The organism is Vibrio sp. B1ASS3 (assembly GCF_905175355.1).
Classification (GTDB): domain Bacteria; phylum Pseudomonadota; class Gammaproteobacteria; order Enterobacterales; family Vibrionaceae; genus Vibrio; species Vibrio owensii.
On sequence record NZ_HG992743.1, the window covers coordinates 1,962,491 to 1,985,171 of the forward strand.

14 protein-coding genes and 2 pseudogenes are annotated in these 22,681 nt (G+C 45.3%); 8 read left to right on the top strand and 8 right to left on the bottom strand.

The features are described 5' to 3' along the window. Positions 1-40: 40 nt before the first annotated feature. Positions 41-1,246, bottom strand: a complete 1,206-nt coding sequence (locus tag KJB05_RS27020; protein WP_208445704.1) for a tetratricopeptide repeat protein — start codon at positions 1,244-1,246, stop codon at positions 41-43. A 509-nt stretch (positions 1,247-1,755) separates the two neighbouring features. On the opposite strand from KJB05_RS27020, the gene pulA reads away from it, so the two are divergent. Further along, positions 1,756-5,745 (top strand): pullulanase-type alpha-1,6-glucosidase, encoded by a 3,990-nt coding sequence (pulA, locus tag KJB05_RS27025; RefSeq protein ID WP_208445705.1) that lies wholly within the window; start codon positions 1,756-1,758, stop codon positions 5,743-5,745. 142 nt (positions 5,746-5,887) lie between these two features. On the opposite strand, the gene KJB05_RS27030 is transcribed toward pulA, so the two are convergent. The 5 genes from KJB05_RS27030 to KJB05_RS27055 all read right to left on the bottom strand — a co-directional run bounded on the left by KJB05_RS27030 (position 5,888) and on the right by KJB05_RS27055 (position 12,587). Next, positions 5,888-7,507 (bottom strand): endonuclease, encoded by a 1,620-nt coding sequence (locus KJB05_RS27030; protein ID WP_208445706.1) that lies wholly within the window; start codon positions 7,505-7,507, stop codon positions 5,888-5,890. A gap of 343 nt (positions 7,508-7,850) precedes the next feature. Beyond that, entirely contained in the window at positions 7,851-9,473 is a 1,623-nt protein-coding gene (locus tag KJB05_RS27040) for an alpha-amylase family glycosyl hydrolase (RefSeq protein ID WP_208445707.1), read from the bottom strand. A gap of 89 nt (positions 9,474-9,562) precedes the next feature. Then, positions 9,563-10,069, bottom strand: a complete 507-nt coding sequence (locus tag KJB05_RS27045) for a glycosidase (RefSeq protein ID WP_208445708.1) — start codon at positions 10,067-10,069, stop codon at positions 9,563-9,565. A gap of 328 nt (positions 10,070-10,397) precedes the next feature. Next, positions 10,398-11,207 (bottom strand): MalM family protein, encoded by an 810-nt coding sequence (locus KJB05_RS27050; protein ID WP_009706534.1) that lies wholly within the window; start codon positions 11,205-11,207, stop codon positions 10,398-10,400. Between the two features lie 102 nt (positions 11,208-11,309). Continuing rightward, positions 11,310-12,587 (bottom strand): maltoporin, encoded by a 1,278-nt coding sequence (locus KJB05_RS27055; RefSeq protein ID WP_009706535.1) that lies wholly within the window; start codon positions 12,585-12,587, stop codon positions 11,310-11,312. Positions 12,588-13,032: 445 nt separating this feature from the next. On the opposite strand from KJB05_RS27055, the gene glgX reads away from it, so the two are divergent. After that, a complete protein-coding gene (glgX, locus tag KJB05_RS27060) occupies positions 13,033-15,000 on the top strand; it encodes a glycogen debranching protein GlgX (RefSeq protein ID WP_005429212.1) in 1,968 nt (655 codons plus the stop codon). A 72-nt stretch (positions 15,001-15,072) separates the two neighbouring features. Here glgX and KJB05_RS27065 read toward each other — a convergent pair whose 3' ends face one another. Beyond that, on the bottom strand, positions 15,073-16,452 hold the full coding sequence (locus KJB05_RS27065; protein ID WP_213053098.1) for an IS4 family transposase: 1,380 nt from the start codon (positions 16,450-16,452) through the stop codon (positions 15,073-15,075). 318 nt (positions 16,453-16,770) lie between these two features. Between KJB05_RS27065 and KJB05_RS27070 the strand changes: the two genes are divergently transcribed. The 5 genes and pseudogenes from KJB05_RS27070 to cfa all read left to right on the top strand — a co-directional run bounded on the left by KJB05_RS27070 (position 16,771) and on the right by cfa (position 21,394). Next, positions 16,771-18,492 (top strand): diguanylate cyclase, encoded by a 1,722-nt coding sequence (locus tag KJB05_RS27070; protein ID WP_208445737.1) that lies wholly within the window; start codon positions 16,771-16,773, stop codon positions 18,490-18,492. Between the two features lie 255 nt (positions 18,493-18,747). After that, complete coding sequence (locus tag KJB05_RS27075; protein ID WP_167381300.1) at positions 18,748-18,906, top strand: hypothetical protein; 159 nt, start codon at positions 18,748-18,750, stop codon at positions 18,904-18,906. Further along, positions 18,903-19,694: a uroporphyrinogen-III C-methyltransferase gene (gene cobA / locus KJB05_RS27080; protein WP_045408224.1), complete on the top strand. Its 792-nt coding sequence runs from the start codon at positions 18,903-18,905 to the stop codon at positions 19,692-19,694. Before KJB05_RS27075 ends, cobA begins: the two co-directional genes overlap by 4 nt. A gap of 96 nt (positions 19,695-19,790) precedes the next feature. Beyond that, positions 19,791-20,243 (top strand): annotated as a pseudogene (locus tag KJB05_RS27085) (4Fe-4S binding protein); the annotation flags it as partial. Positions 20,244-20,250: 7 nt separating this feature from the next. Then, positions 20,251-21,394 (top strand): annotated as a pseudogene (gene cfa, locus KJB05_RS27090) (cyclopropane fatty acyl phospholipid synthase). 335 nt (positions 21,395-21,729) lie between these two features. Here cfa and KJB05_RS27095 read toward each other — a convergent pair. Further along, on the bottom strand, positions 21,730-21,903 hold the full coding sequence (locus KJB05_RS27095) for a hypothetical protein (protein WP_009706544.1): 174 nt from the start codon (positions 21,901-21,903) through the stop codon (positions 21,730-21,732). Positions 21,904-22,443: 540 nt separating this feature from the next. Here KJB05_RS27095 and KJB05_RS27100 point away from each other — a divergent pair. Next, positions 22,444-22,680, top strand: a complete 237-nt coding sequence (locus KJB05_RS27100) for a hypothetical protein (protein ID WP_005449600.1) — start codon at positions 22,444-22,446, stop codon at positions 22,678-22,680. The last annotated feature ends 1 nt before the right edge of the window (position 22,681 follow it).

The following is a 22,681-nucleotide window of genomic DNA, read 5'->3' on the forward strand; positions in this document are numbered from 1 at the left end:
AAACGATAGAATAAAGAAGAATTTGAGTGATAAAAAAGCCTCACGAATGAGGCTTGTTGAGATTCTGTGGCTGTAAAAAGTTTTGCGTAAAATCGAGCACTTCTTTGGAAGGTTGCTTTGGTGGAGAAGCAAACTCTTGTTGAACAGGCATCTCCGTTTCAAAGTTCAACTCTGGTGTGTCACCGAGGAGGCTTGCTTCATCATGATGTTCCTCACTGAGCAGCTCGTTTAGCTCCTCTTCACCAGGGAAGTAAACTTCACGTTTGTAGACCTTGTTCAATGCACGAATGATGGAATGCTTCTTCACAATACCAGACGCTAACTTTCTTTGTAGCGGCTTAGCAATTGATTGTAAGCCAACCACCACATCTACACCGATGTTGCTGGCAACCTCATCGCGTACAACTCTCGCAGGCTCATAACCCATGTTTGCAGACAAGAACAACCAAACGTAAGCAATTGCGTTACCTGTTTTGCCCGTGTCTTTCCAAGCTTCACCGGCATGATACATGGCCTCTGCACTGCCACATTCTGCTGCTCGTTCTAACCAGTAGCAGCCTTTTACCATGCTCTTTTCAGTACCAATGCCATTGAGGTAACAAAGGCCGACTTGGATTTTACCATCCGCACTGTCTTGTTCTGCGGCTTTCATAAACCAAAATAAGGCGTCTGCTCGCTGACCTGATGTATTTTCTGGTGACAACTGCCACTCACCCATATACAGCATGGCTGGAATACAGCCTTCATCAGCAGCTTCTTCGATTAATTGGTGACCTTTAGGAATGTTTTTCTCTGTGCCACGCCCAAATACGAGCGCTTTACCAGTGGCAAACTTCGCCTCAACATCTCCTTCTAAGCCCGCAATCGCCGTGCGCCAAAAGTTGGCTTGCTCTCTTAAGATCACGTCTTCACGCATGCGCTCTGCCAAACGAACGACACCGTACATGCCGGTAACGTTATCCAGTTTGGCGGCTTTATCGTACCAATACAGAGCTTGCTTGATGTTTTCTCGTTCCGCTTCTTTTGCTAAATAAAGAATGGTCGGCACATGGCCCGTTTCCGCCTTAAACGCACGTTCTTTACGTTCTTGCTCTCGCGCTTTTTGCATCGCCTTTCGATACGCCGCCTCGCGCGCTTTCCTCTCAGCTTCGAGGCGTTGTTTACGCATCGACAGCGAGATCATCCAAACAAATATCAGGATGAGTGAAAGGCCAGTTGCTGCAATAGCAATGCCCATACTACTCATAAACCGCCTCTTTAGGTCAGAGCCCATCGTGGCTTCCCGCTTTGGGAAACCTTCAAAATTCTTAGTGATTGTGCGACTGCATTAACCACAGCACGCAACGCTCTATTATATAACGACCAATCGAGTAAAATCTGAAGTTTACTGGTCCCGAATGGTGGCTTTTTCGTTAATATCACTGCTACTTATTTTTAGATAAAAAATAACACCCCAAATTTTATAGAAATGAGTCACAGTTTTGGGGCTTAGATATTCTCATCCCCTATCATCCCCCCTTTCTCCTCCTATAAAAATTTACATCATTAGGCTGTGCTCGATATCTCACTATGCGACCGATTTATTATTTAATTTGTGAACAAAATCTACTGTGATAGAAAATTTTCACTTGTAAAAAACTTAACGGCCTGCTCTCACATTTTGCTGATAGTTCAGTGTATTAGCATCTAGTTGAACATTTCCTTTTCGGCATTTTGCCAATCTATTATCAATTCAATAACAATGGATTTGTAAACGTGGACAATAAAACATTTAAATTATCAGCGATCGCCAAAACCGTTCTGCCTTTGATTTCCGTAGCGGTTATCAGCGGTTGTGGCAGTGATAGCTCTAGCGATGACACAACGAACCCGGGCTCTGGCCTACACCCTGCGGGAGAGAACGAAGTTGTCATCTATTACAAACGTGACGTAGCATCAGCTTCAACAGCAAGCGACTACGATGGCTGGGGTCTGCACCTTTGGAATGGTGAAGGCTGTACCAGTACTGACCTAGAAGCAATGGATATTGCTGACGGTGGTACAGACTGGGCATCACCACTTCCATTCGATGGCATCAGCGACACTTACGGTGCGTACTACGTGCTTAAAGTTGATCCAGATGCGTCTGACCCACACAACTGTATGAACTTCATCCTGCACAAAGGCGACGAAAAAGCCTTCGGCAGCGCAAACTCTAAAGTGGAACTGACCAAGCTAGGTGAATCACAAGGCCTATTCGGTTTCCATGGCAGCAGTGAACTTTACTACGAGCCAATCGAAGAACGCCCAGTAGACATCGATGGCCAAAAAGCCCATTGGTTAGACGCTGAAACCATCGCTTGGGAAGCGGCAGGTAGTGCTGACTCAATGAAGCTTTACTACAGCTTGACCAATGACATCAAGATGGATGAAGACAAGCAAATCACTGGCGGTACAGCGGTTGAGCTGACAAAAGCTGGCGACTTGTCTGATGAACTAAAAGAGCGTTTCCGTCACCTTGCTAGCCTACAAGCGGCGGGGATCGACGTGAATGCAGAGACACTGCGTACGATTTTGAAATCACAAATCGTAATGGTCGCTTACAATGCCGATGGCGATGTGATTTCAGCTACTGAAGTACAAAAACCAGGCGTGCTTGATGCCGTATTTGCAGATGAAGATGCAGGTAATGCAATCAGTGAAGAGTTGGGCGCAATTGTTGAAGGTAGCGCGGCAACATTCAAACTTTGGGCACCAACAGCGCAAGACGTTGACCTAATCATCTACGATGCAGACTTTGCGGAAGAAGCGACAGTTGCAATGACTGAGAACCCAGAAACAGGTATCTGGGAATCAGAAGCGCAAGGCAACGTACTGAACAAATTCTACCGTTACCAAGTGAAGGTTTACCACCCGACGACTGGTGTTGTTGAAACTCGTCTAGTGACTGACCCTTACTCGCTAAGCTTGTCACAAAACTCAATGTACTCACAAGTTGTCGATCTAGACAGCGCTGCGTTGAAACCAGCAGAATGGGATAACTACGACCGCCCAACGGTTGCAAAAGATGAAGACCACGTTCTTTACGAATCACACCTTCGTGACTTCAGCTTTAGCGATACGAAAGGCACGCAATCTCTAAACGGTAAGTACCTAGCACTGACAGAGCCTGAGCGTGAGTCGGTTACTCACCTTCAAGCACTGAAAGACGCAGGTCTAACCACGCTTCACATCCTGCCAGCGTTTGATATTGCAACGGTTGACGAAAACGCCGCAAAACGCGTTGATATCACCGATACCGTAGGCAAGCTATGTGGCATCAAACCAGCGGCTTCAATCTGTGAAACAGAAGACGACGCTAAAATCATTGAAGATGTACTAAACAGCTACGATCCAGCAACGGGTGCTGCACAAGCACTGATGAACGATCTACGCATGCTAGACAGCTTCAACTGGGGTTACGACCCATTCCACTACACTGTGCCAGAAGGCAGCTACGCGACCGATCCAAACGGTTCTAAACGTATCCTTGAATTCCGTGAAATGGTTCAAGCGACACACAAAATGGATCTGAAGCTGGTTATGGACGTGGTGTACAACCACACTAACGCATCGGGCGTAAACGAAAAATCTGTCCTAGATAAGATCGTCCCAGGATACTACCACCGTCTGAATGTGAACACGGGTGGCGTTGAGAACTCAACTTGTTGTGACAACACAGCAACAGAGAACTTGATGATGGGTAAACTGATGGTTGACTCATTGCTTGTGTGGGCGGACGACTACAAAGTTGACGGCTTCCGTTTTGACTTGATGGCGCACCAACCAAAAGACTTGATGGAATACGCTCTGAAGCGCGTTAAACAAGTCGATGAAAACACGCTATTCTACGGTGAAGGTTGGGACTTCGGTGAAGTAGCAAACAACGCTCGCTTCGACCAAGCAACACAAATCAACATGGCTGGCACTGGCATCGGTACCTTCTCTGACCGTCTACGTGACGCGGTTCGTGGTGGTAGCCCATTCGATGGCGGTGTGGACTCTGAAGGTAAGCACCCACTTCGCTTTAACCAAGGTTTTGGTAACGCAGGTTACCCGAACGAAGAAACGAAGACAGATGCAGAAGCGGTAAACGGTCGTCTACACAACCAAGACTTAGTACGCCTAGGTATGGCAGGTAACCTAGCAGAATTCGTTCTTCTAGACTTCGAAGGTGAGACTAAACTTGGTAAGAACGTAGACTACAACGGTGCGCCAGCGGGTTACACTAAGATCCCTTCTGAGAACATCTCTTACGTATCTAAGCACGATAACCAAACGCTATGGGACAACAACGCGTACAAGATCGCGACTGGCACTTCATCTGCTGACCGCGCACGTATGCAAACTGTGTCTCTATCTACGGTAATGCTTGGTCAAGGTATCCCGTTCATCCACATGGGTTCTGAGCTACTGCGTTCGAAATCAATGCAGCGTGACTCTTACGATTCAGGTGACTGGTTCAACCGCGTTTACTTCGACGGTAGCGACAACAACTGGAACGTCGGTCTACCTCGTGAAGACAAAGACGGCGCAAACTGGGAGCTGATCAAAACTATCGTTGCTGACAGCACTGCGATGCCAAACACTGACGATATCGAGCTAACTAAGCAACAATTCCTAGAACTACTGACTATTCGTAGCTCAAGCGAACTGTTCCGTTTAGATACTGCTCAAGAAGTCATGAACCGCGTTGACTTCCGCAACGTAGGCAAAGACCAAGTGGAAGGCTTGATCGTAATGTCTATTGATGACGGTGTATCAGCAGGTAAAGATCTCGACGCGAACTACGATGCAATCGTGGCTGTAGTGAACTCAACATCAGAAACGAAATCGTTCAAAGTTGAAGGTGCAACTGGCTTCGAACTGCATGAAGTTCAAAAAGACTCTGCAGATAGCCGTGTGAAAGGCGCAAGCTTCTCAGGCGAGACCTTTACGGTTCCTGCACTAACAACAGCGGTATTTGTTCAACCACAAAACGGCGCTCAAGGTGCAGGTCTACCAGTAAACACTGACAACAAAGACGTATCGAGCATTCCTCCTTACGGTGAAACAGTCGTTTACGTTAAAGGCACAATGAACGATTGGTCTGACAACAGCGATTGGGCAATGAGCTTCATCGGCAACGGCATGTACTCTGTAACTGGCGTTCTTGAAGCTGGTGAGCACGAGTTCAAATTTGCGGACTCTGGCTGGGCAAATCCAAACATCGGTTGTGGTGCTGCGGATCTAGCTTCTGGTTCACTAGATTTAGGCTCAGAAGATAACTGTAAGTTGTCAGTTACTGAAACAGGTAAGTACAACTTCACTCTGAACGCACTACACGTTCAGGATGAAAGCGTTGCAAAACCAGTAGTTTCAGTGACTAAGTCAGCAGACGCGCCAACGTTCGGTGAAACTTCACTTTTCCTACGCGGCACAATCACGACTTGGGATACTCCAGCTGAGACCTCAAGTGCGAAATTCACTTACGTAGCAGCAGATGTTTACTCGCTAGATATTGACCTAGCAGCAGGCAGCTACGAAATGAAGATCGCAAGTGCAGATTGGGCTGATGCAACCAACTTTGGTGGCGAAGGCAGTGTTGAGCTAGACACAGCCGTTACTATGGATGCAGGCGGTTCAAGTGCGAACCTTAAGATCACGATTGCAGAAGCAGGAAACTACAACTTCCACTTCAACGCAGCAGATAAAGCAGCGCCAATCGTGACAGTGACTAAGAACTAAAAACAGTAGGCGCAATCATGTGCTAGCTTGGGGAGGGTAAAACCTCCCCTTTTTTTGTGCCTGTAAAACGGTATTAAAAAAGCCGCTCGAACAGTGACGATGGCGGCTTTGTTGTTTCTAACGATTTGCTTTAGCTATGGGGTTAGTTGCCCCAAATGATCTCTACAAACTCAGGGTGATCCACAAACGGGTTGCGGTTACCTTGGAATTCAAACACCGCTTGGTTACGGCTGATCTCTTTCGCGCTGACAGGATCGTTTTTGTGCCAACGTTTCAACATGTTCAGCATCCATGGTTCAAAGACGGTCGTTTTCGTGCCGTTCAATACCGCGTCAGAGTTGCTAGTGTTGCTTTCCCAGTTGCCAATGACGTTTTCATAGCGCGTCGCCATGTAGAAATACGCACGAGCAAAATCACCTTTGAACTCATCAATAGGCTCAAATACCGTTCCTGAATAGCCCAAAGTAGAGCTTGCTGAACCGACTTTTGAGCCATTGCTAGATACGTAAGTGCTGTTACCCACTTCACCAAATGGCCAGTTGCTGCGCTTCGCATTCACATAACCATCGGTTGCAAACAAGTGGTGACCATCCGAGTTCATCGGTTCAACCTTGCCACCAAACCAGCTCTTAGGGAATGAATGTTCACGGTTGTAGCAATCGCCTTCCGTTTTGTATTGGCCACATTGGTCAGTGACTTTGGTAAAACTCACCGTATCGCTGCCAGATGGTTTTTCAGAATACATATCGAGAATGGAGCCATCTTTCTCGTAGTAGTTGTCTATGTCCGCGTCTTTCACTAAGGTCCAAATCGCTGAGTAGCCGCGTCCTGTGTGATCCTTGATGATGTTAAACAGCGCTGTTTTCAACTCAAAACCTGTTTTGCCTTCTGCGGCTTTATAGTATTCACCCACAACAGGCGGAGGTGTCGTTGAACCACCAAGAGTAAAGCTTGTGGTTTGAGATTTCGTGAATTCACCACCAGACGCTAATGTGGTGTGGCCAAACATTAAGGCGTATGAGCCACTGCCGTTCCCGCAACAAATGCCATCACCATAACTGTCACTGATCGTAAACTGGTAATCGCCGTTCGCTAGGCACATGGTTTTTTCGTAAGTTTTCGAAGAGTCAAAACCTTGGCCTGAAAACAGAACTTGCGATTGGCTATCTTTCAGTTCCCAACTCGTTTCTGAGCCATAACTGTCAGTGTTCAATGTCAGTAACACTTCGTTGTCATTACAGCTTTCTACCGGTGGCTGAGTACCACCACTTTGATTTGGCTGAAAGTTATCGACATAAACGACTTCAGATCCGTCAAAGCCCGACTCATCATAAAAGCGTAACCCGACATTGATTGTTTTGTTTGATGATGCAGTGTAACTGTGCGTGAGTTGTTGCCACTGATTGGTTTGCTGAGGGTTGGAGTAGCTGTGGTATCCATCAACCACCAAACGCGCTTTAACATTACCTTCTGTATGATAAACCGCGACAGAAAATGGGTAGGTTTTCCCTTGCTCAACATTAATGGTTTGCAAAAAGTCGGTGTTGCTTTGGGTACCTGTATTTACGATAACTTGAGCCGCAAGACCACCAGATTGGTGCGGGTTACTGGTCGGTGAAACCGCAATGCCGGAATCAATCACAGACCACTGCGTTGGTGCATTGCCATTCCACTGTTCAAAGTCTCCATTCAAGACCTCAGCATAGGCGATCGGAGAGCAAATGAGAGGTAAGAGACAGAGGGGTTTCGTTATGGATTTCATTATAATTTTCCATTAGTTATATAAATCACCAAAAAGATAAACATAACAATTACACATGAGTAAGTCATAAATCACAGTTTGACGTTGCATGAATGTGAATATTCTCATTATCGTGCAGCACATCTCACAAACTGCGTACTGTTTCTTTCACTTCTTCAACGTCGGTTGTGCGATAAAAAACAAAGAGATGCAATGAAACAAGGCGGGGCTCAAAGGGGAATATCGCTACCTATGACTAAAAAGAGCGGCATCTTAGACAAAGCGATGAAAAAAGCCAAGTGCGTTTCTATGGGGGTAGAGAACAACACTCGGCTTGGTATGGGTTATCTTGATTGAGAATGACTTATTGAGTGTTTGGCGTCACTTTGAAGAAGCGCCCTTGTAATGATGACATCGGGATCTGGTATTGCCCGTTACTTGGCGTGATTTGTTGGTTCGTGATTAAATCCACCAGCGCTTGATTACTCCCGATTTGCGCTTCTGTCAGCACAATATTGCGGGCACTCTCAAGGGTATTCAAAGCAAATAAGACTTGGTCATCGCCAGATGCTTTCAAGTCCACATAACTGCCATTGCTTGCTACCAAGTTAGTGCGGCTGCCTTGATACAAAGCAGGATGAGCAGCACGCATAGTCATCAATGACTTAACGTAGTTTTTCAGGTCAACTTGGTTAGCATCTAGGGTTGCCGTTACGCCTTCGATCTTGGCGCTGCTGCGAGCGACATGGTCATCACACACGCCACGAACCGCACACGTATTGTTGTCTTCTTTTGTGTCAAAACCATCAACTTGGTCACCAATTTCATCTCCATAATAGAGAGTGATTGGCCCCGTGTAAGCCGCTTGGAATGCAAATGCGGCTTTGTGACGTTGCCAATATTCAGCATCGTTCACATCCGCTAATCCGCCTCGTTGCAACAAGTCACCAAAGCGAACCAAATCGTGATTGCCAATCATCAAGTTTGGCTGAGCATGAGATGGATATTGGTTGTGTGTTTGGTAGCCATTGTCTAGCCAATCCACACCACGACCGCCGACACCACTCTCATTAACAGCCAGTGTTTCCACCACGCGATAGCGCATTGGGAAGTCAAATGCCGAGCACAACGCAGGATCGTCAGCCGCGCCGTATGCGTCACTCGCGATTTCTGACTCGCCCTTCCAAACCTCAGCCACCATGTAACCCAGAGGATTCACTTGCTCACCTTCTGCGTTGGTGTAAGTCACACTCTGTGAGGCTTCATCCACCGCTTTACGGATTTGTGTCCATGCGTCGGTAGGAACTTGGTACGCTTGGTCTAAACGCCAACCATCAATTTTTAGCTCTTTGACCCAGTAAGTCGCGACTTCTTTATAGAAATCCAAGCTTGCTGGGTAGTCCACCGGATTGCTCGAACCAGAAGGTAATAAACCCGATGGAGACGGCTTAATCAACCCTTCTTTGTGATGACCAAACACGCCATCAAAGAAAACATACAAGCCGCGTTTGTGTGCTTCATCAACTAAGGTTCTCGCCGTTTCTAAATCGCCAAAGCGAGGATCAATCTTAAAATAGTCCGTAGCAAAGTAGCCCGTTGCATCCAAACGATCGGCCCAATGATCTTGTCCATCAATGGCTTCCGATTCAAAAACTGGCGTCAACCAAATCGCATTCATGCCCAAGTCTTGGATGTAATCGAGCGAATCGATAATCCCTTGAAGATCACCGTTATGATGGCTAGTGCCGTAACCTGTGCCATGGCCGATATTCGAATCACCATCAACAAAGCTCTCAACCATGATTTGATAGGTGCGAAGTTGGTTGCTTTGCTCCATTACATTCGCTTGGCAAGCATAACTTGTATCAGGAAGTGGCGTGCTGCCATAATCGCTTCCACCAGAGGAATTACACGCGGATAAAACACCAACCACACTCAAGGCTAAAAGCGATTGGCCAAATAGTTTTTTATATCGTACGTTGCGCATTAAACTCTCCCAAATAAAATTAACCCCAACATGTTTCTCATGCAGGGGTTAATAAATAAAAAATAAATTTTAAATAACCGAATAGAATATTATTGGCACTTATTAACCATTACGTGAAGTGGCTTACCTTTTCCTTCAAATTGAAGGCTCCAAACGTATTTTCCATCTTCTTTAATATCAACCGCAGTATCTGTGCCGTAACCACCAAATGTTAATGGTGTTAATTCACCGACATTCATTCGATTACCTTTCGCGGTAAATTGTGGGAACCACAACTCAGTCGCGTACTGCATTTTGAAAGAGCCTGCTTTTTCTTGCGTCACAACTTGGTAGAAGTTATTGCCTTTGTAAGTGTATTTACGTTGAGGCACATGTTTCCAATCTGAATCAGCAAACGTACCGACTACAAACAGAGGTTTAGAAATTGGGCCTTTCGCCGTGCTATCTGGGTTGTCACAAGCCGCCATGAAAGCAACGACTTCGTCTTGAGACAGATTAACAATAGGTTCAGCAGCACCTTCTGGTTCTGATGTCGATTGACAACCAGCAAGAGCAACAAGTAAGGCAACAGCAAGTGAAGTTTTCATCATGTTCATTTTCACGTTAATTCCTTTTTAATATTCCAAAGTAAATACAAACTCACCAATCTGGATAAAGTTAATATTTAAAAAGAACAAAATACCAAACTAGCGATAAAGAATATTATTCTCTATCTTGCTGAGCCAGATTACTTTGAGAGGTTTAATTATTTCCTAATCGATGACGAGTAAGGTTAGGAACACACTTTAATTATTGATCTGTTAAATATGAAAAACAAAGTAAAACAAATAAATTTGTGAATAAGTTAACTATATGTAGGGGTGAGTTTTATCGTTTTAAAATTAATTAAAAAAGGCCAGCAATTTGCTGGCCTTTTTTATTCGTTTATTTGGTATTTACCGCTTTAACAAATACTTCTTGTGCACCTTCGATGCCCAATTCTTTTGCTTCATCTAGCAGTGTTAACGCTTTAGGAATATCGTCCGCTGCAACCGCTGCCTTGATAGAGCTGTGGTAGTAGCTGGTTAAATCCGTACCTTGAGGAATGTTGTCGTTTTTCGCAACAATCTTAGTATTCACGATGTCGTTCGCGGATACTGAAAAGCGGAACTGGCCAAGTGGGCTGTGTTTCGCTTGAGGGTCTGCAATATCTGGCGGCTGAGTATGATTTGCCAGTGCGAAGGCTTTTGCAGGGTGAAGAACTTCAGAACTTCCTTTTAGATCAGCGGAAGTTGTGTAAACCAGTACATGCAAGTCATTACCCGTCATGTCTGGAATCACGTTCATTTCAAGTACGAATTTATCGTTATCCAACAGTTTTGCTGGCTCGTACTTAAACTTTGAGAAATCTGCTTGGTAAATAGTTTCACCTGCCGTGTTCATAACAACGACGTTAGGTGCGTAAAACTCTAGATTTTTGTTTACGAAGGTCTCTAGTTTGATATCGAGACTGCCACGATTGCCTGGTAATGCGAACGCTGCAATTGCACCTGCGCTATTACCATCTAGCAGCATCTGGCTTTTATCAGTCAAAGCGAACTCAGTAACCACAGGTACATCAACTGGTACCCATTGAATATCACCCGATTGCGTGATCACTTGTTGTTGACCTTTCGGGCTCATATCGACTTGTTCTACAGAAGTACATCCTGTAGCCAACATTCCCAACAGCACGGGAGCAAGCCATTTTTTCATTACCGTCTACCTCGACTCATTATTGTTTTTTGAAATAAATACAGCCAGATAAGTTTCTGGCTGTATCATTCTAGGACAATTTAGGACTTAGTGGCTAGATGATTACCACCAAGCTTCAGCTTGTACACCGAATTGGAATGTATCGTCTGAACGACCGCCGTCAAATGCGTTAGAGTTGTCGTCTTTATCTGCAGTTAGGTACGACGCGTAAACGCGGATTTCAGGACGAGCCCAGAAGCTAGAGCCAGCAGACCATGCTTGAGCAACAGTTAGTTTACCGAACTTGTTCTCTGCACCGTCGTTATCATCGATAGCGTAACCAGCTTCGAAGATAGTTTTGTGGTTGTCATCCCATTTGTACATTGGACGTACAACTACAGACATTGCTTCCCACTTGTCTTGGCCAGCCCACATGTCTTCACCAACACCGTATACTAACTGGTGACCCATTTCCCAGTTTTCGCCCATGCCGATTACACCCCAGTTGATTAGGCGGTAACCAGATGCGCCACTGTCAGCTTCTGCACCGTACCAGCTACCGTCGCCGTAGAATGCCATTGTTTTAGAGTAGCCTTCTGTACCGTACTGGAATACTGTTTTGTTGAAGCCTGAATCTAGACCTTGAGTCAATTCAGCAGTGAACATTACACCGTCTTCTGCATCTTTAGTGCTGTTTGGTGCGTCGTCAGTTTCGTTAACTAGAGCGTAGTTTAGACCTAGTTCTAGAGAGCCGTTTTCCCATACTGGAAGACCAGCGTAACGTACGTCTAGAGTGTTAACGTTTGCATCGCCGCCATCGTTACCTGGGTCAGCGATATCGCCACGGTCGTTACGAACCCATGCAAAAGATACTTTACCTGGACCAGCTTCGATGCCTTCAACACCAGCGCCCGCGCCAGAGATGTTCCAGTAGTAGAAGTCAGAGATATGGATGTCGTGACGTTGGTAGTAACGCTTACCTGCCCATAAAGTTGCTTCAGGAGCAAAACCTAGAACGCCTTTAGCTTGAACGTTGAACTGACGTAGAGCGAATTGAGCGTCGTCAGTACAGCTTACTGCATCACCAGCGTCGTTTAGGCCACAGTTAGTTGCAGTGCTTTCCCAGTCGTTAGAACCGTTAGAAGTCATTGCAATCATAGAGTCTACGTAGAACGTTTTACCGTTGTTGTTGTAAACTTCTTTACCTAATTGGATTTCCCCGTAGATGTCGCCTTCGTTACCTAGACGACCAATTTTGTTCTTTTCGAACGTTAGTTGTTGGCCACCGTCAGCGCTTACGCCAACACCAGCACGCATGTAACCATGAAAGTCCACTGCGAAAGCAGAACCAGCAGCTAAAGTTGCAGCAACAGCAGCAGCAATTACACTTACTTTTTTCATTCTTAACTCCATTAAGGGTATTTATAATTCTGTCTTCCCTGCTCACTCTTTTAGATACATATAGGCAGTAAAAATGCACCTAAAGAAAGAGAGGTAAGATGGGAACAAGTCCCCGTTTGTTTCAACAGTCTGCAGATTACCCAAGGAGTACAAGGATGACTTCCTCCGCCCCAAACTAATTTAGGGGGGATGAGAAGGGATGAGAAAATTTACCGAATGGTGTTTTTACGAGTCAGATCACCAATCTAGGGAGGAATTAGTAAGTTTCTTCAGTTTATGGTCGCTACAAAGTGATAGCCATTTCATATTTTCGTAAAAAATGGGTCGTAGAAAGTAATTTAATTACAGTGATAATTTTCGATGTAAGGTGGTTGACCTTAGTAAGACAAAGTTTTTTACTTATAGTTTCTTAAAGGTAGCAATAAAATTAAAAAAAGATTCGCTGATGACACAACTTCACTCTCGCCCATACCCACTCGGCGCAACTGTGAGTAAAGAAGGTTGTAACTTCTCTATTCACGCTCCGAGTAGTAAAGATATTCAACTTGCGCTATTTGCGGAAGACGGTAGCTATGAGCTGCACGACTTGCCAAGCGAATATGCAGGCATTCGTCATACTTTCATCCCAGACATTAAACCGGGGCAAAAGTATGGCTATGTAGTGACGCATCAAGACCAACCTTTGCTGATCTCCGATCCTTACGCAAAGTCGATTGATAAAGCCCTTCACTACCAACCTCCCTTCTCCCCTGCAAAAAGCTTTGATATGCCCAAGTGTGTCGTGATTGAAGATAATTTCGATTGGCAAGACACCGATCATCCTCGCATACCACGCGAAGAGATGGTGCTATTCGAAACCCATGTGAAAGGGTTAACTCAACAGCACCCAGAAGTCGCCAGTGATACCAAAGGCCGTTACTTAGGGTTGTCTTCGCCAGAAATGCTGGCGTTCTACAAACAGCAAAACATCAATACGCTGCAATTGCTACCCGTGGCAGCATGTATGCATGAGCCTCACTTGCTCAAGATGGATAAAGTGAACTATTGGGGTTACAACCCATACTTGTTCATGGTGCCCGATCCACGTTACGCAGAGAAAGACGCCGTCACCGAACTTAAAACCACCATCCGCGAGCTACATAAACACGGCATTGAGGTGATTCTTGATGTTGTTTACAACCACACAGCCGAGAGCGGAGAAGGCCCAACCATATTTAACTTGAAAGCGCTCGATCCACGCTTCTATATCAAGCATGGTCAGCACTTTGCTAACTTCACTGGTTGCGGCAACACGGTTGATATGACTTACCAACCTGCACTTAATCTCGTTATGGATACGCTGCGTTACTGGGTGAGTGAATTTAAAGTCGATGGCTTCCGTTTCGACTTAGCAGCGACGTTGGGTCGCCAAGGCGATGATTACAACCCAGAAGCAGCGTTCTTTAAAGCCGTCGCGCAAGACCCTATTCTTCGCGAAACTAAACTGATCGCTGAACCTTGGGACATTGGCCCTAACGGCTACCAAGTGGGTAACTTCCCATTTGGTTGGAACGAATGTAATGACAAACTGCGCGACATCTCTCGCAGCTTCTGGCGGGGTGATCAAGGCTATCTGAAAGAGTTTGCGACTCGCTTGATGGGCTCTCGTGATATCTACAGCGCAGCGAACTGGCCTTATAAACTCACAGTCAACTACATCACGTATCATGACGGCTTCACCTTGCAAGACTTGGTGTCTTACAAACAGAAGCACAACGAGGCGAACGGTGAAGAGAACCGCGACGGCCACGGTGACAACCGCTCGGAAAACTATGGCGTTGAAGGTGAAACAGAGAACCTTATGATCATCGCCACACGCGAAAAGCAAAAGCGCAACTTGATTGCTAGCTTGCTATTCGCGTTCGGTATACCTCATATCCTGACTGCGGACGTGCTATCTCATACTCAAGGTGGAAACAATAATGCTTACTGTCAGGATAACGAAACCAGCTGGTTGAACTGGACAACGTCTGAGCGCAAGCAAGATTTCAAAGCGTGGATTTCACAAATGGTGGCAAACCGTAATCAATATATGGTGCCATTCATTCGTGCTTTTAGTGGTGAAAATCGTAATAACAACCGCATCTTCTGGCGTCGCATTGATGGTAGCTTGATGGAACACGACGATTGGAACCGTTTAAGCTCGGTAGCGCTGCATCTAGGCATTGGCAAAGAAGGGCAAGAGTTGGTGTACTTGATCAACCAAACCAACGCGCCAGCGCGTTTCAAGCTGCCAAGTGAGCGTGGTCAAGAGTGGGTAACGGTGTGCGATACCAATGTACGCAACCTAAACCCAGGTCATGCAGAGGGCGAGGTACTGCTTTCTCCGACTTCGATGGCCATTTTACATTATCAGCCAACTAAAAAAGCTTAGCTGACCCAAACCGCAGCTTATTCCTACAAACTCTGATAAACCCAGCAACACGCCTGTCTCTTGATCACAAGTCTAGTGATCAAGAGACATTGCGAGTTCGTAGCCTTCAAGGATGGTTTGTAGTTTAAACCATCCTTCCCAAAGTGCCTTTATTGAAGCTCTGCCCGTCCTCTTGGTATCTTTCCAACCGCCTAATTTAGCGAGACTCTTGTACGCCCAGCCCATATCCGGCGTTTCTTTAGGTAACGTCTTACTTTCTAGTTTCAACCACAGCAGCTTCCAAGCTTTTTTGCCCAAGACCTTTTCACAACTTTCTGTTGATAGCTCATCAACCTCTTTAATGAAGCGTAACGCCAATAAACGTGTCGCAACAAAGGCATAGATGACACTTAACCTCTCTAAGTTACCTTTACTTTGGAGTCTTAGTGACTCCACATCCGTACCTTCACTTTTCCAGACTTTATGGAAGTCTTCAATCAGCCATCGACGCTCGTAATAACCGATAATTCTCATGGCGTCTTCAGCGTTGTTTACTGGCTCCGACGTCAAGAGGTGCCATGCTAACTTGTCTTTTGATGTCCCTTGCTCAAGGCAACCAACATAATAAACAGGTATGCCTGCGTGCTCCTTTTTGTTTGCTGGAGCCTTTAATGTCACCTGACCATATTTAACATCAAGATTTACATCTCTCGCTTTTCTTCCTCCTTTTTGGGGGATGGTAAGCTCTTTTGTCTGGACGCTTGGTAACGCTTGCGCATAGTCGTAAAGCTTTTGAGCGTGCTCTTCTAGACAGCGGCTTTGCATTGAACGAACGACAAAACGCTGCTGATGTTGACGTTTATAAGTTAAGTATTCGAATAGGTCAGCTTCTCGGTCACAGACCGAGATAACATCTAACATCTTATCCCCTAGGCGCTCAACGACACGGCGAGAAGCTTGCTCCCATTTGTAACTCTCTTTCTCCTCGTAAGGACGAGTCGCGTGTTGGTGCTTTTGCCCACGCTTAGTAATATCTCGGCTCCATCGTTGTTGCTCTATAAGACCAACAATGGTCTGACTTTGTGGTGCAAAAAGTAACGTCGAATGTACATGGAGAGCTCGAATTCTGTCGCCTTGATTCGTGTGCCCGAGTTCATCTTTTATACTTCGATGAGGAAAACAGAGCGTTGTTGTATCTTCAAGCGCGAGTAATTCCTCATGCTCGTTAGCTCGAGATACCGTTGATTGAAAACCTGCTTCAGCGATGTCTTTTGCATCGATGTTTTCATTGCGGATAAAGCGATATGCCCCTTCCATATCGGCGGGAGAAAAAGGAAGTTTAGCCACGGAGACTCCTGGTTGATTAGCAATGGAAGTCGCTAAACTGATGAGGCGTTGTGTTCTTCGAGGGTCTTTAAGTTGTGCTTGTCCAAATTGTTCTTGTGCCCAAAGTTTAGCGTCTGAGTGTGTCATCTTAGTGTTTCAGTAAGGATTCTTAAGTGATCAGAGCGCACACACGTTAAAGAGTTCAAAAAAAATCCCCAAGCTATAAGCTTGGGGATTTGTGTATAAGAGACAGGCAACACGCTGGGTTTGTTTTATCGACATTTCGAGTAGAGATCCATCAACTAGGCCAAATAGCACACCATACGCATTGATGCACAAGTGAAACTAATCTAATATTGCTAGCCAAATCACATTTATAATATATACAACGTTATTTGGCATATGGCTTTACCTAAATTCTTAATCCGCATTCTGCGGCCTTACCTGCTTTTACTCGCAGGTTTCATGGTCTATCTGGCTTATGCTCAGTTAGTCGATTCCGAGTCGATGGTCTATCGGCAATCACAGACCAATATCATCACTGCAGAACGGTTGATCCACTCCCAAATCGAAGCGGCTTTCAGCAAATTCTACCTTCTAGAGACCGCATTAAAAGCAAGCAAACAAGACCTCAATGATCCTGACTTCCGGGAACTAAGCCAAGGCATCATCGATTACTCTCCGCAATACTCCAATATCCTCTATACCACATCAAACAACAGTGTCGCTTATGGCCTATCTGGTCAAATCAAACAAGCAGACACCAGCGCAATTCAATGGCATAAACTGGATACTGTCAGCGATAAATTCTCTATCTCTTCGCTGTACCAAAACCCACAACAACGCTGGGTATTCGCGATCAAACACGTCAATCCAAACCTAAAATACCAACTTTGGCTTGAGTTCGATCTTCTTCATACCACTCAGCAATTGCGTGGTCTGAAAACATTGAGTAAAGGTTATGTGTTTGTCGTAGACAGAGATACAGAGCGATTGGTATTCCATCCAGATCCAAGCCGCGTCGGTGACTATTCAGTGAGTTATCATGGCGGTATCAGCGATAAAGTTGCGTCGGGCTTACTGTTCGGTAAACACGAATACTATTACCAAGATAATTTTAAGATCTCGGTCTTCGATGCAGACAACGGCTTAAACTGGGTGTTTGTCGCAGGAACAGACCGTGCCGATATCCTTAACAGCAGTTATCCTTTCACACTAACGGCCGGTGTCATCGCCTCTCTACTCGCGCTCGCCATCGGAATCAACTACCTCACTTACCAACTGCATTTGTCATTAGCCCGCCTAAATGGCACAGAGAGCGTTGATGAGTTCAAAATCCAACTCAAGCATGTCTTGGATCGTTTTTGCTACCACAGAGGCATACAGTTCTGTTTATACGACAGCTTGAATTACAGCTTTTACACCCTCGATTATCACGGCAATAAAAAGCTGGTGTTAACCGACGCGGAACTCGCGGCGCGTTTTTCTCATAGCGCATTGACTTACAGAACGAAGAAGTACGGCGACGAGCTGACGAAAAAGCTCAAGATCAACAGTAACCACTACTGCATTCCATTGTTTGATGGACGAGAGCTGCTTGGCGTGACTTATGTCAGTTGTCGATTCCCAACCTACAAATGCGTGCTGAGCTTGATTCAAAACTACGCCCAAGTAGCTTTGGCAAACCTCAAATTGCATGACCGCTTGCGCCATCAAGATCCAATGACGCAACTCGAAAATAAAGCGTGCTTAGCAGCAAAAGTGTCGAGGGAGCTTGATTCAGAGAACCGTTTTATCGCGATGGTCGATATTGATAACTTCAAATACATCAACGATAAATTCGGTCATCCAGTCGGTGATTTAGTCATCCAAAAGACCGCAGAAGTGATGCGCGATTGCTTCCCTAAACCAAAAGGGATTTGTTTAGCACGTTATGGTGGTGAAGAGTTTGCCATCGTGTTCCAAGCCAATGACGAGTTTGATGCCAAACATCAGCTTGATAACTTCCTAACGGCGTTGCAAAGAAGCCATCTCACATTGGGTTGTGGCGATGTGCGATTTACGGCAAGTGTTGGGTTTACGCCATTAGAAACCAGCTATCACCATGTAGTGGAGCAAGCTGACAAAGCACTTTATCAAGCAAAAAGATTGGGCAAGAATCGCGTCTGCTATCTCAAAGCAGCATAGCGAATTTCTTACGAAAAACGACAAAGCCAGAGCAGATATCGCTCTGGCTTTTTTATTTCTATTACAATCAGTTAAATCACAAAGCCTGACACGACACTTCTCTCTTTCCTCAGTCTTTTGACCGATTCAAATTCTGCCTCGAAACACCCTATCGTTAATCAGTTCTGAACAGGTGTTTATTTTTCTTTGATTTAACTTAACGGCTCTCATCAATAACCTTAAATGCATCAGGGGATTGCACGAAGCCAATTGAAAATGAAAGAACTGGACGATTACGTAGAGCAAATAAATTTAGACCTGACTAACGAGATGTTAGAAGAGCTAGGTTGGGTCAGCGATAACGTCCATCAAGTTCTTTATTGGGTTATTGCCGCCATCCTATTCGTTGTATTGATTTGGGGTATTTTCTCATGAAGGCATCCAATCCATCTTATGGTCAGGTTTATTTGGTTGGAGCAGGCACAGGCGATGCGTCGCTGCTTACCATTAAAGCATTTCGTCTGCTTAATCGCGTTGATGTCGTGCTTTATGACCATCTGGTTTCGGAAGAAGTCTTGGACGTCATCCCACGAAAAACCCTAAAAATCTGCGTGGGTAAACACTACGGTAAGTGTTCGCAAACGCAGGCAGAAATCAACGAAATGATGAAGGGCTACGCAATCACAGGTCTTACGGTATGTCGCTTAAAAGCGGGCGACCCGTTTGTATTTGGTCGAGGCGGTGAGGAAGCGACCTATTTAACACAGCAAGGCATCAACTATGAGGTTGTACCGGGTGTAACTGCGGCACTTGGATGCTGCGCTTACGCGGGGATACCGGTCACTCATAGACAAGTTTCGAGGGGTGTAACCTTGGTAACGGGACGAAACTGTAATGATGCTAGCGAACCGAATTGGAGCGCACTTGCCGCCATCGACCACACCCTAATTTTCTACATGGGGCTACACAAAGCAGAAGCGATCGCAGACAACCTCATTGCTCACGGTCTCGCGCCAGATACACCTTGCGCCATCGTCAGCAATGGGACACGAGAAAATCAAAGCAAGATCGTCACTACCTTAGCCGGACTGTATGAAACCTGCAAAACGCAAAAACCACCACTGCCAGCAATCATAGTGGTCGGAGACGTGGTTTCCCTTTCACAGTCACTGGAGTGGTTTGAATCCACCGCCGAGCCCTGTTTAGAACGCACGATTCATTAGTTTTTAAAAATAACGAGATAGAACAATGCCTAAGTTTTTAACTACTCAGCAAATGGGGTCGGCGATCGAGGCGTTACGTCAGAGCTATAAGGTGATGGCGCCTGCGTCAAAGCTTGTGCGCACCACGCAGTAGATTGCTTGTCACTCAAAGACGGTAAAGCGGTGAAGGAAGAAAGCAAATGCATTGGCTGCGGTGAATGCGTACTTGCTTGCCCAACACTGGCTTGGCGTCGAGATCCAAAACAATTCTATATGGTCAAACTGGGCGGTCGAACTTCGAAGAAGACCCCTCGCGTTGGCAAGATGTTCCTCAATTGGGTAACGGAAGACGTCCTGCACCCTGTCATCGACAATCTGTTCGAATTTGAAAAAGAGATGTTGGGCGGTAAGCCGATTTACCTCCACATGGGACATCTGATTGATAAAGGCGGCTACTTGCGTTTTAGAGAGCGCGTCTTAGATGGCGTTAGCCTAAATCCGGAAGCCAAAGTCGCCGAACGTATGTATTGGGCAGAAGATGAATACGTAGCGAACATGCACGTGAAATAGGCATAGTATGAACAAACTAGAAGAAATGTTTAAAGAGGCGTTAGCCCCGGCAGGTATCACCATCAATGGTTCTAAACCGTGGGATATCCAAGTGTTTAACCCAAAAGTGTATGAGCTTGTGATGCAGTCAGGCTCCTTGGGTTTAGGGGAAGCGTACATGTCCAAGATGTGGGATTGCAGCCGCTTGGATCAGTTCTTTGAGCGCGTACTTTTAAACGATATTGAAGGCAAACTAGGACTGGCTGAAAAGCTCAAGTTCGCCTCTTCCGCTGCGAAGTTAAAATTGAAAAGCTGGGTTAACCCACAAAGCATTGAGCGCTGTAAATTCGATGTACCGCACCATTACGACATCGGCAATAAGCTTTACCAGAAGATGCTCGATTCACGCATGACCTACACCTGCGGGTATTGGAACCGAGCTGCAACGTTAGACGAAGCGCAAGAGCACAAGATGGATTTGATTTGTCGCAAGCTCGATCTGCAACCGGGAATGCGTATCCTCGATATTGGCTGTGGTTGGGGCAGCTTTATGATTTACGCAGCGAAGAAGTATGGCGTGATTTGCGATGGTCTGACTCTATCCAAAGAGCAGAAGAAGCTCGGCAGCAAACTGGCAATAGAAAATGGCGTAGTCGCGAACTTCATTTTGAAGGACTACCGTGAGTTCAAACCCACCGTGCAATACGATCGTATCGTGTCTATTGGTATGATTGAACACGTGGGACCGAAGAACTATGCGGAATACTTCGAGTGCGCAGAGCGCTTCATGAAAGACGATGGCGTGTTCTTGCTACACACCATTGGCACACCACAGCACTACCGCATCGGACCCGTGGATCTCGAAATACATCTTCCCAAATGGTGTCATTCCATCGATGAAGAACCTCGCAGAGGCGATGGAAGAGCGATTCAATATCGAAGATGTGCACAACTTCGGTGAAGACTACGACAAAACCCTGATGTGCTGGTTCTCTAACTTCCAACACTCTTGGAATCAGATCAAAGGCGATTACAGTGAAGATTTCTACCGTATGTGGAAATACTACTTACTCAGCTGTGCTGGCGCCTTTCGCTCACGAGATTTGAGCTTATGGCAGCTCGCCCTAACTAAGATTGGTCGCCGCCGACCACTAACCGTACGTTCCATGTAAGCAATCTGCCTCCAGATTGTGTTTTGAGCACATTCGTTTAGCTCCAAGCCAGAATGGGCGGTTTCATTCTGGCTTTTTTTATACCCAAGTGACTTCAATGTGAAAGATTCAAAACCTTGTCATTAGCGAGAGGTTACTTGGGTATATATTACAAGAATTTACGCTTTCATTCGTAAATAAAATTCAATATTTACTTAATTTAACGAAAATATATTTTCTAGAAATAAGCAAAGAAAATGTTTTTAGTTAACTTTTCATTTCAATTTTATTTCGGTTATTCCATAGATAATAAAAAAGCCGCTTACGCGACTTTTCGTAAAACAGAGTTTTGCTGATTAACCGCCTCGGCGACCACCCATGGCATAACACATATTGGGTTGCATCATGACAACCTTGCCATCAATCAGGCACGCCTCATACCTTGAAGAATCAGGCATATTGCGTTCACTACTTGCAATAGACAAAGGCGCGATGAGCATAATCAGTACAGCCAATACAAACTTCTTCATATTACTCTCCTTCTATAATTACTCTAAAAACGTACTACTTGATATGTAAAATCCGCACGCAGTTATGATTTATTAGATATTGAATCTGAGACTATTAAAAAGTAATTTAATCCAACTCTCAATAGTTGTTTTTATTTTAGATGCAATAAATCAAACTTGGTAATTTATTTTTGTCTTTATAATAAACCTCAATAATATGAGTATCTAAGCTAACTCGATTTATTTGTATAACATTCGATTTCTGATAACAATTTAGAGCAGCTCTGAATCACCACTTCGCTCTCCTACCCCATCGAGAGCTTCTAACTTATCGTTTTACTTGTTTAAGTCTCAAAAAGCATGACTAAAGCATCAGATTTAATGAATTTCATCGCAATTACTCATGCTTAGTAACGCCTATCGTTACTTTTAGTCTTCTTAACTGTGACTTGTTCAGCATTGATGGCCGTACTGTGCACGCTCAGGCAATCTTCGTCTCAAGCAAGGCTCATACAGAAAACCAAAACCAGAGCCAAAATAAAAATATTGAGAGTAACCATTATGAAAGCCATCAAATCAATCATCATCGCACTGCTATTCACGTCAACACTTTCTGGTTGCGTGTCTACACCAGGTCATTATCGCCTCGCCCCCAATGTTCGCCCAACCTTGATGAACGCGAACATCAACGTTCAACCACTGGTCAACACGGCGGTTTCTGTTGGCAAGGTGGTATTGCCTTACGCGATTTCCGCAGGGCATGCTTACGTAAATACGCCTTATTTCTTGCTGCGATAAG

Coding starts and splice junctions, on each gene's coding strand:
- KJB05_RS27100 (WP_005449600.1), top strand. CDS start 22,444: ATGAAAGCCATCAAATCAATCATCATCGCACTGCTATTCACGTCAACA.
- KJB05_RS27070 (WP_208445737.1), top strand. CDS start 16,771: ATGGTCTATCTGGCTTATGCTCAGTTAGTCGATTCCGAGTCGATGGTC.
- KJB05_RS27095 (WP_009706544.1), bottom strand. CDS start 21,903: ATGAAGAAGTTTGTATTGGCTGTACTGATTATGCTCATCGCGCCTTTG.
- KJB05_RS27030 (WP_208445706.1), bottom strand. CDS start 7,507: ATGAAATCCATAACGAAACCCCTCTGTCTCTTACCTCTCATTTGCTCT.
- KJB05_RS27050 (WP_009706534.1), bottom strand. CDS start 11,207: ATGAAAAAATGGCTTGCTCCCGTGCTGTTGGGAATGTTGGCTACAGGA.
- KJB05_RS27075 (WP_167381300.1), top strand. CDS start 18,748: ATGAAAGAACTGGACGATTACGTAGAGCAAATAAATTTAGACCTGACT.
- glgX (WP_005429212.1), top strand. CDS start 13,033: ATGACACAACTTCACTCTCGCCCATACCCACTCGGCGCAACTGTGAGT.
- KJB05_RS27065 (WP_213053098.1), bottom strand. CDS start 16,452: ATGACACACTCAGACGCTAAACTTTGGGCACAAGAACAATTTGGACAA.
- KJB05_RS27040 (WP_208445707.1), bottom strand. CDS start 9,473: ATGCGCAACGTACGATATAAAAAACTATTTGGCCAATCGCTTTTAGCC.
- KJB05_RS27055 (WP_009706535.1), bottom strand. CDS start 12,587: ATGAAAAAAGTAAGTGTAATTGCTGCTGCTGTTGCTGCAACTTTAGCT.
- cobA (WP_045408224.1), top strand. CDS start 18,903: ATGAAGGCATCCAATCCATCTTATGGTCAGGTTTATTTGGTTGGAGCA.
- KJB05_RS27020 (WP_208445704.1), bottom strand. CDS start 1,246: ATGAGTAGTATGGGCATTGCTATTGCAGCAACTGGCCTTTCACTCATC.
- KJB05_RS27045 (WP_208445708.1), bottom strand. CDS start 10,069: ATGAACATGATGAAAACTTCACTTGCTGTTGCCTTACTTGTTGCTCTT.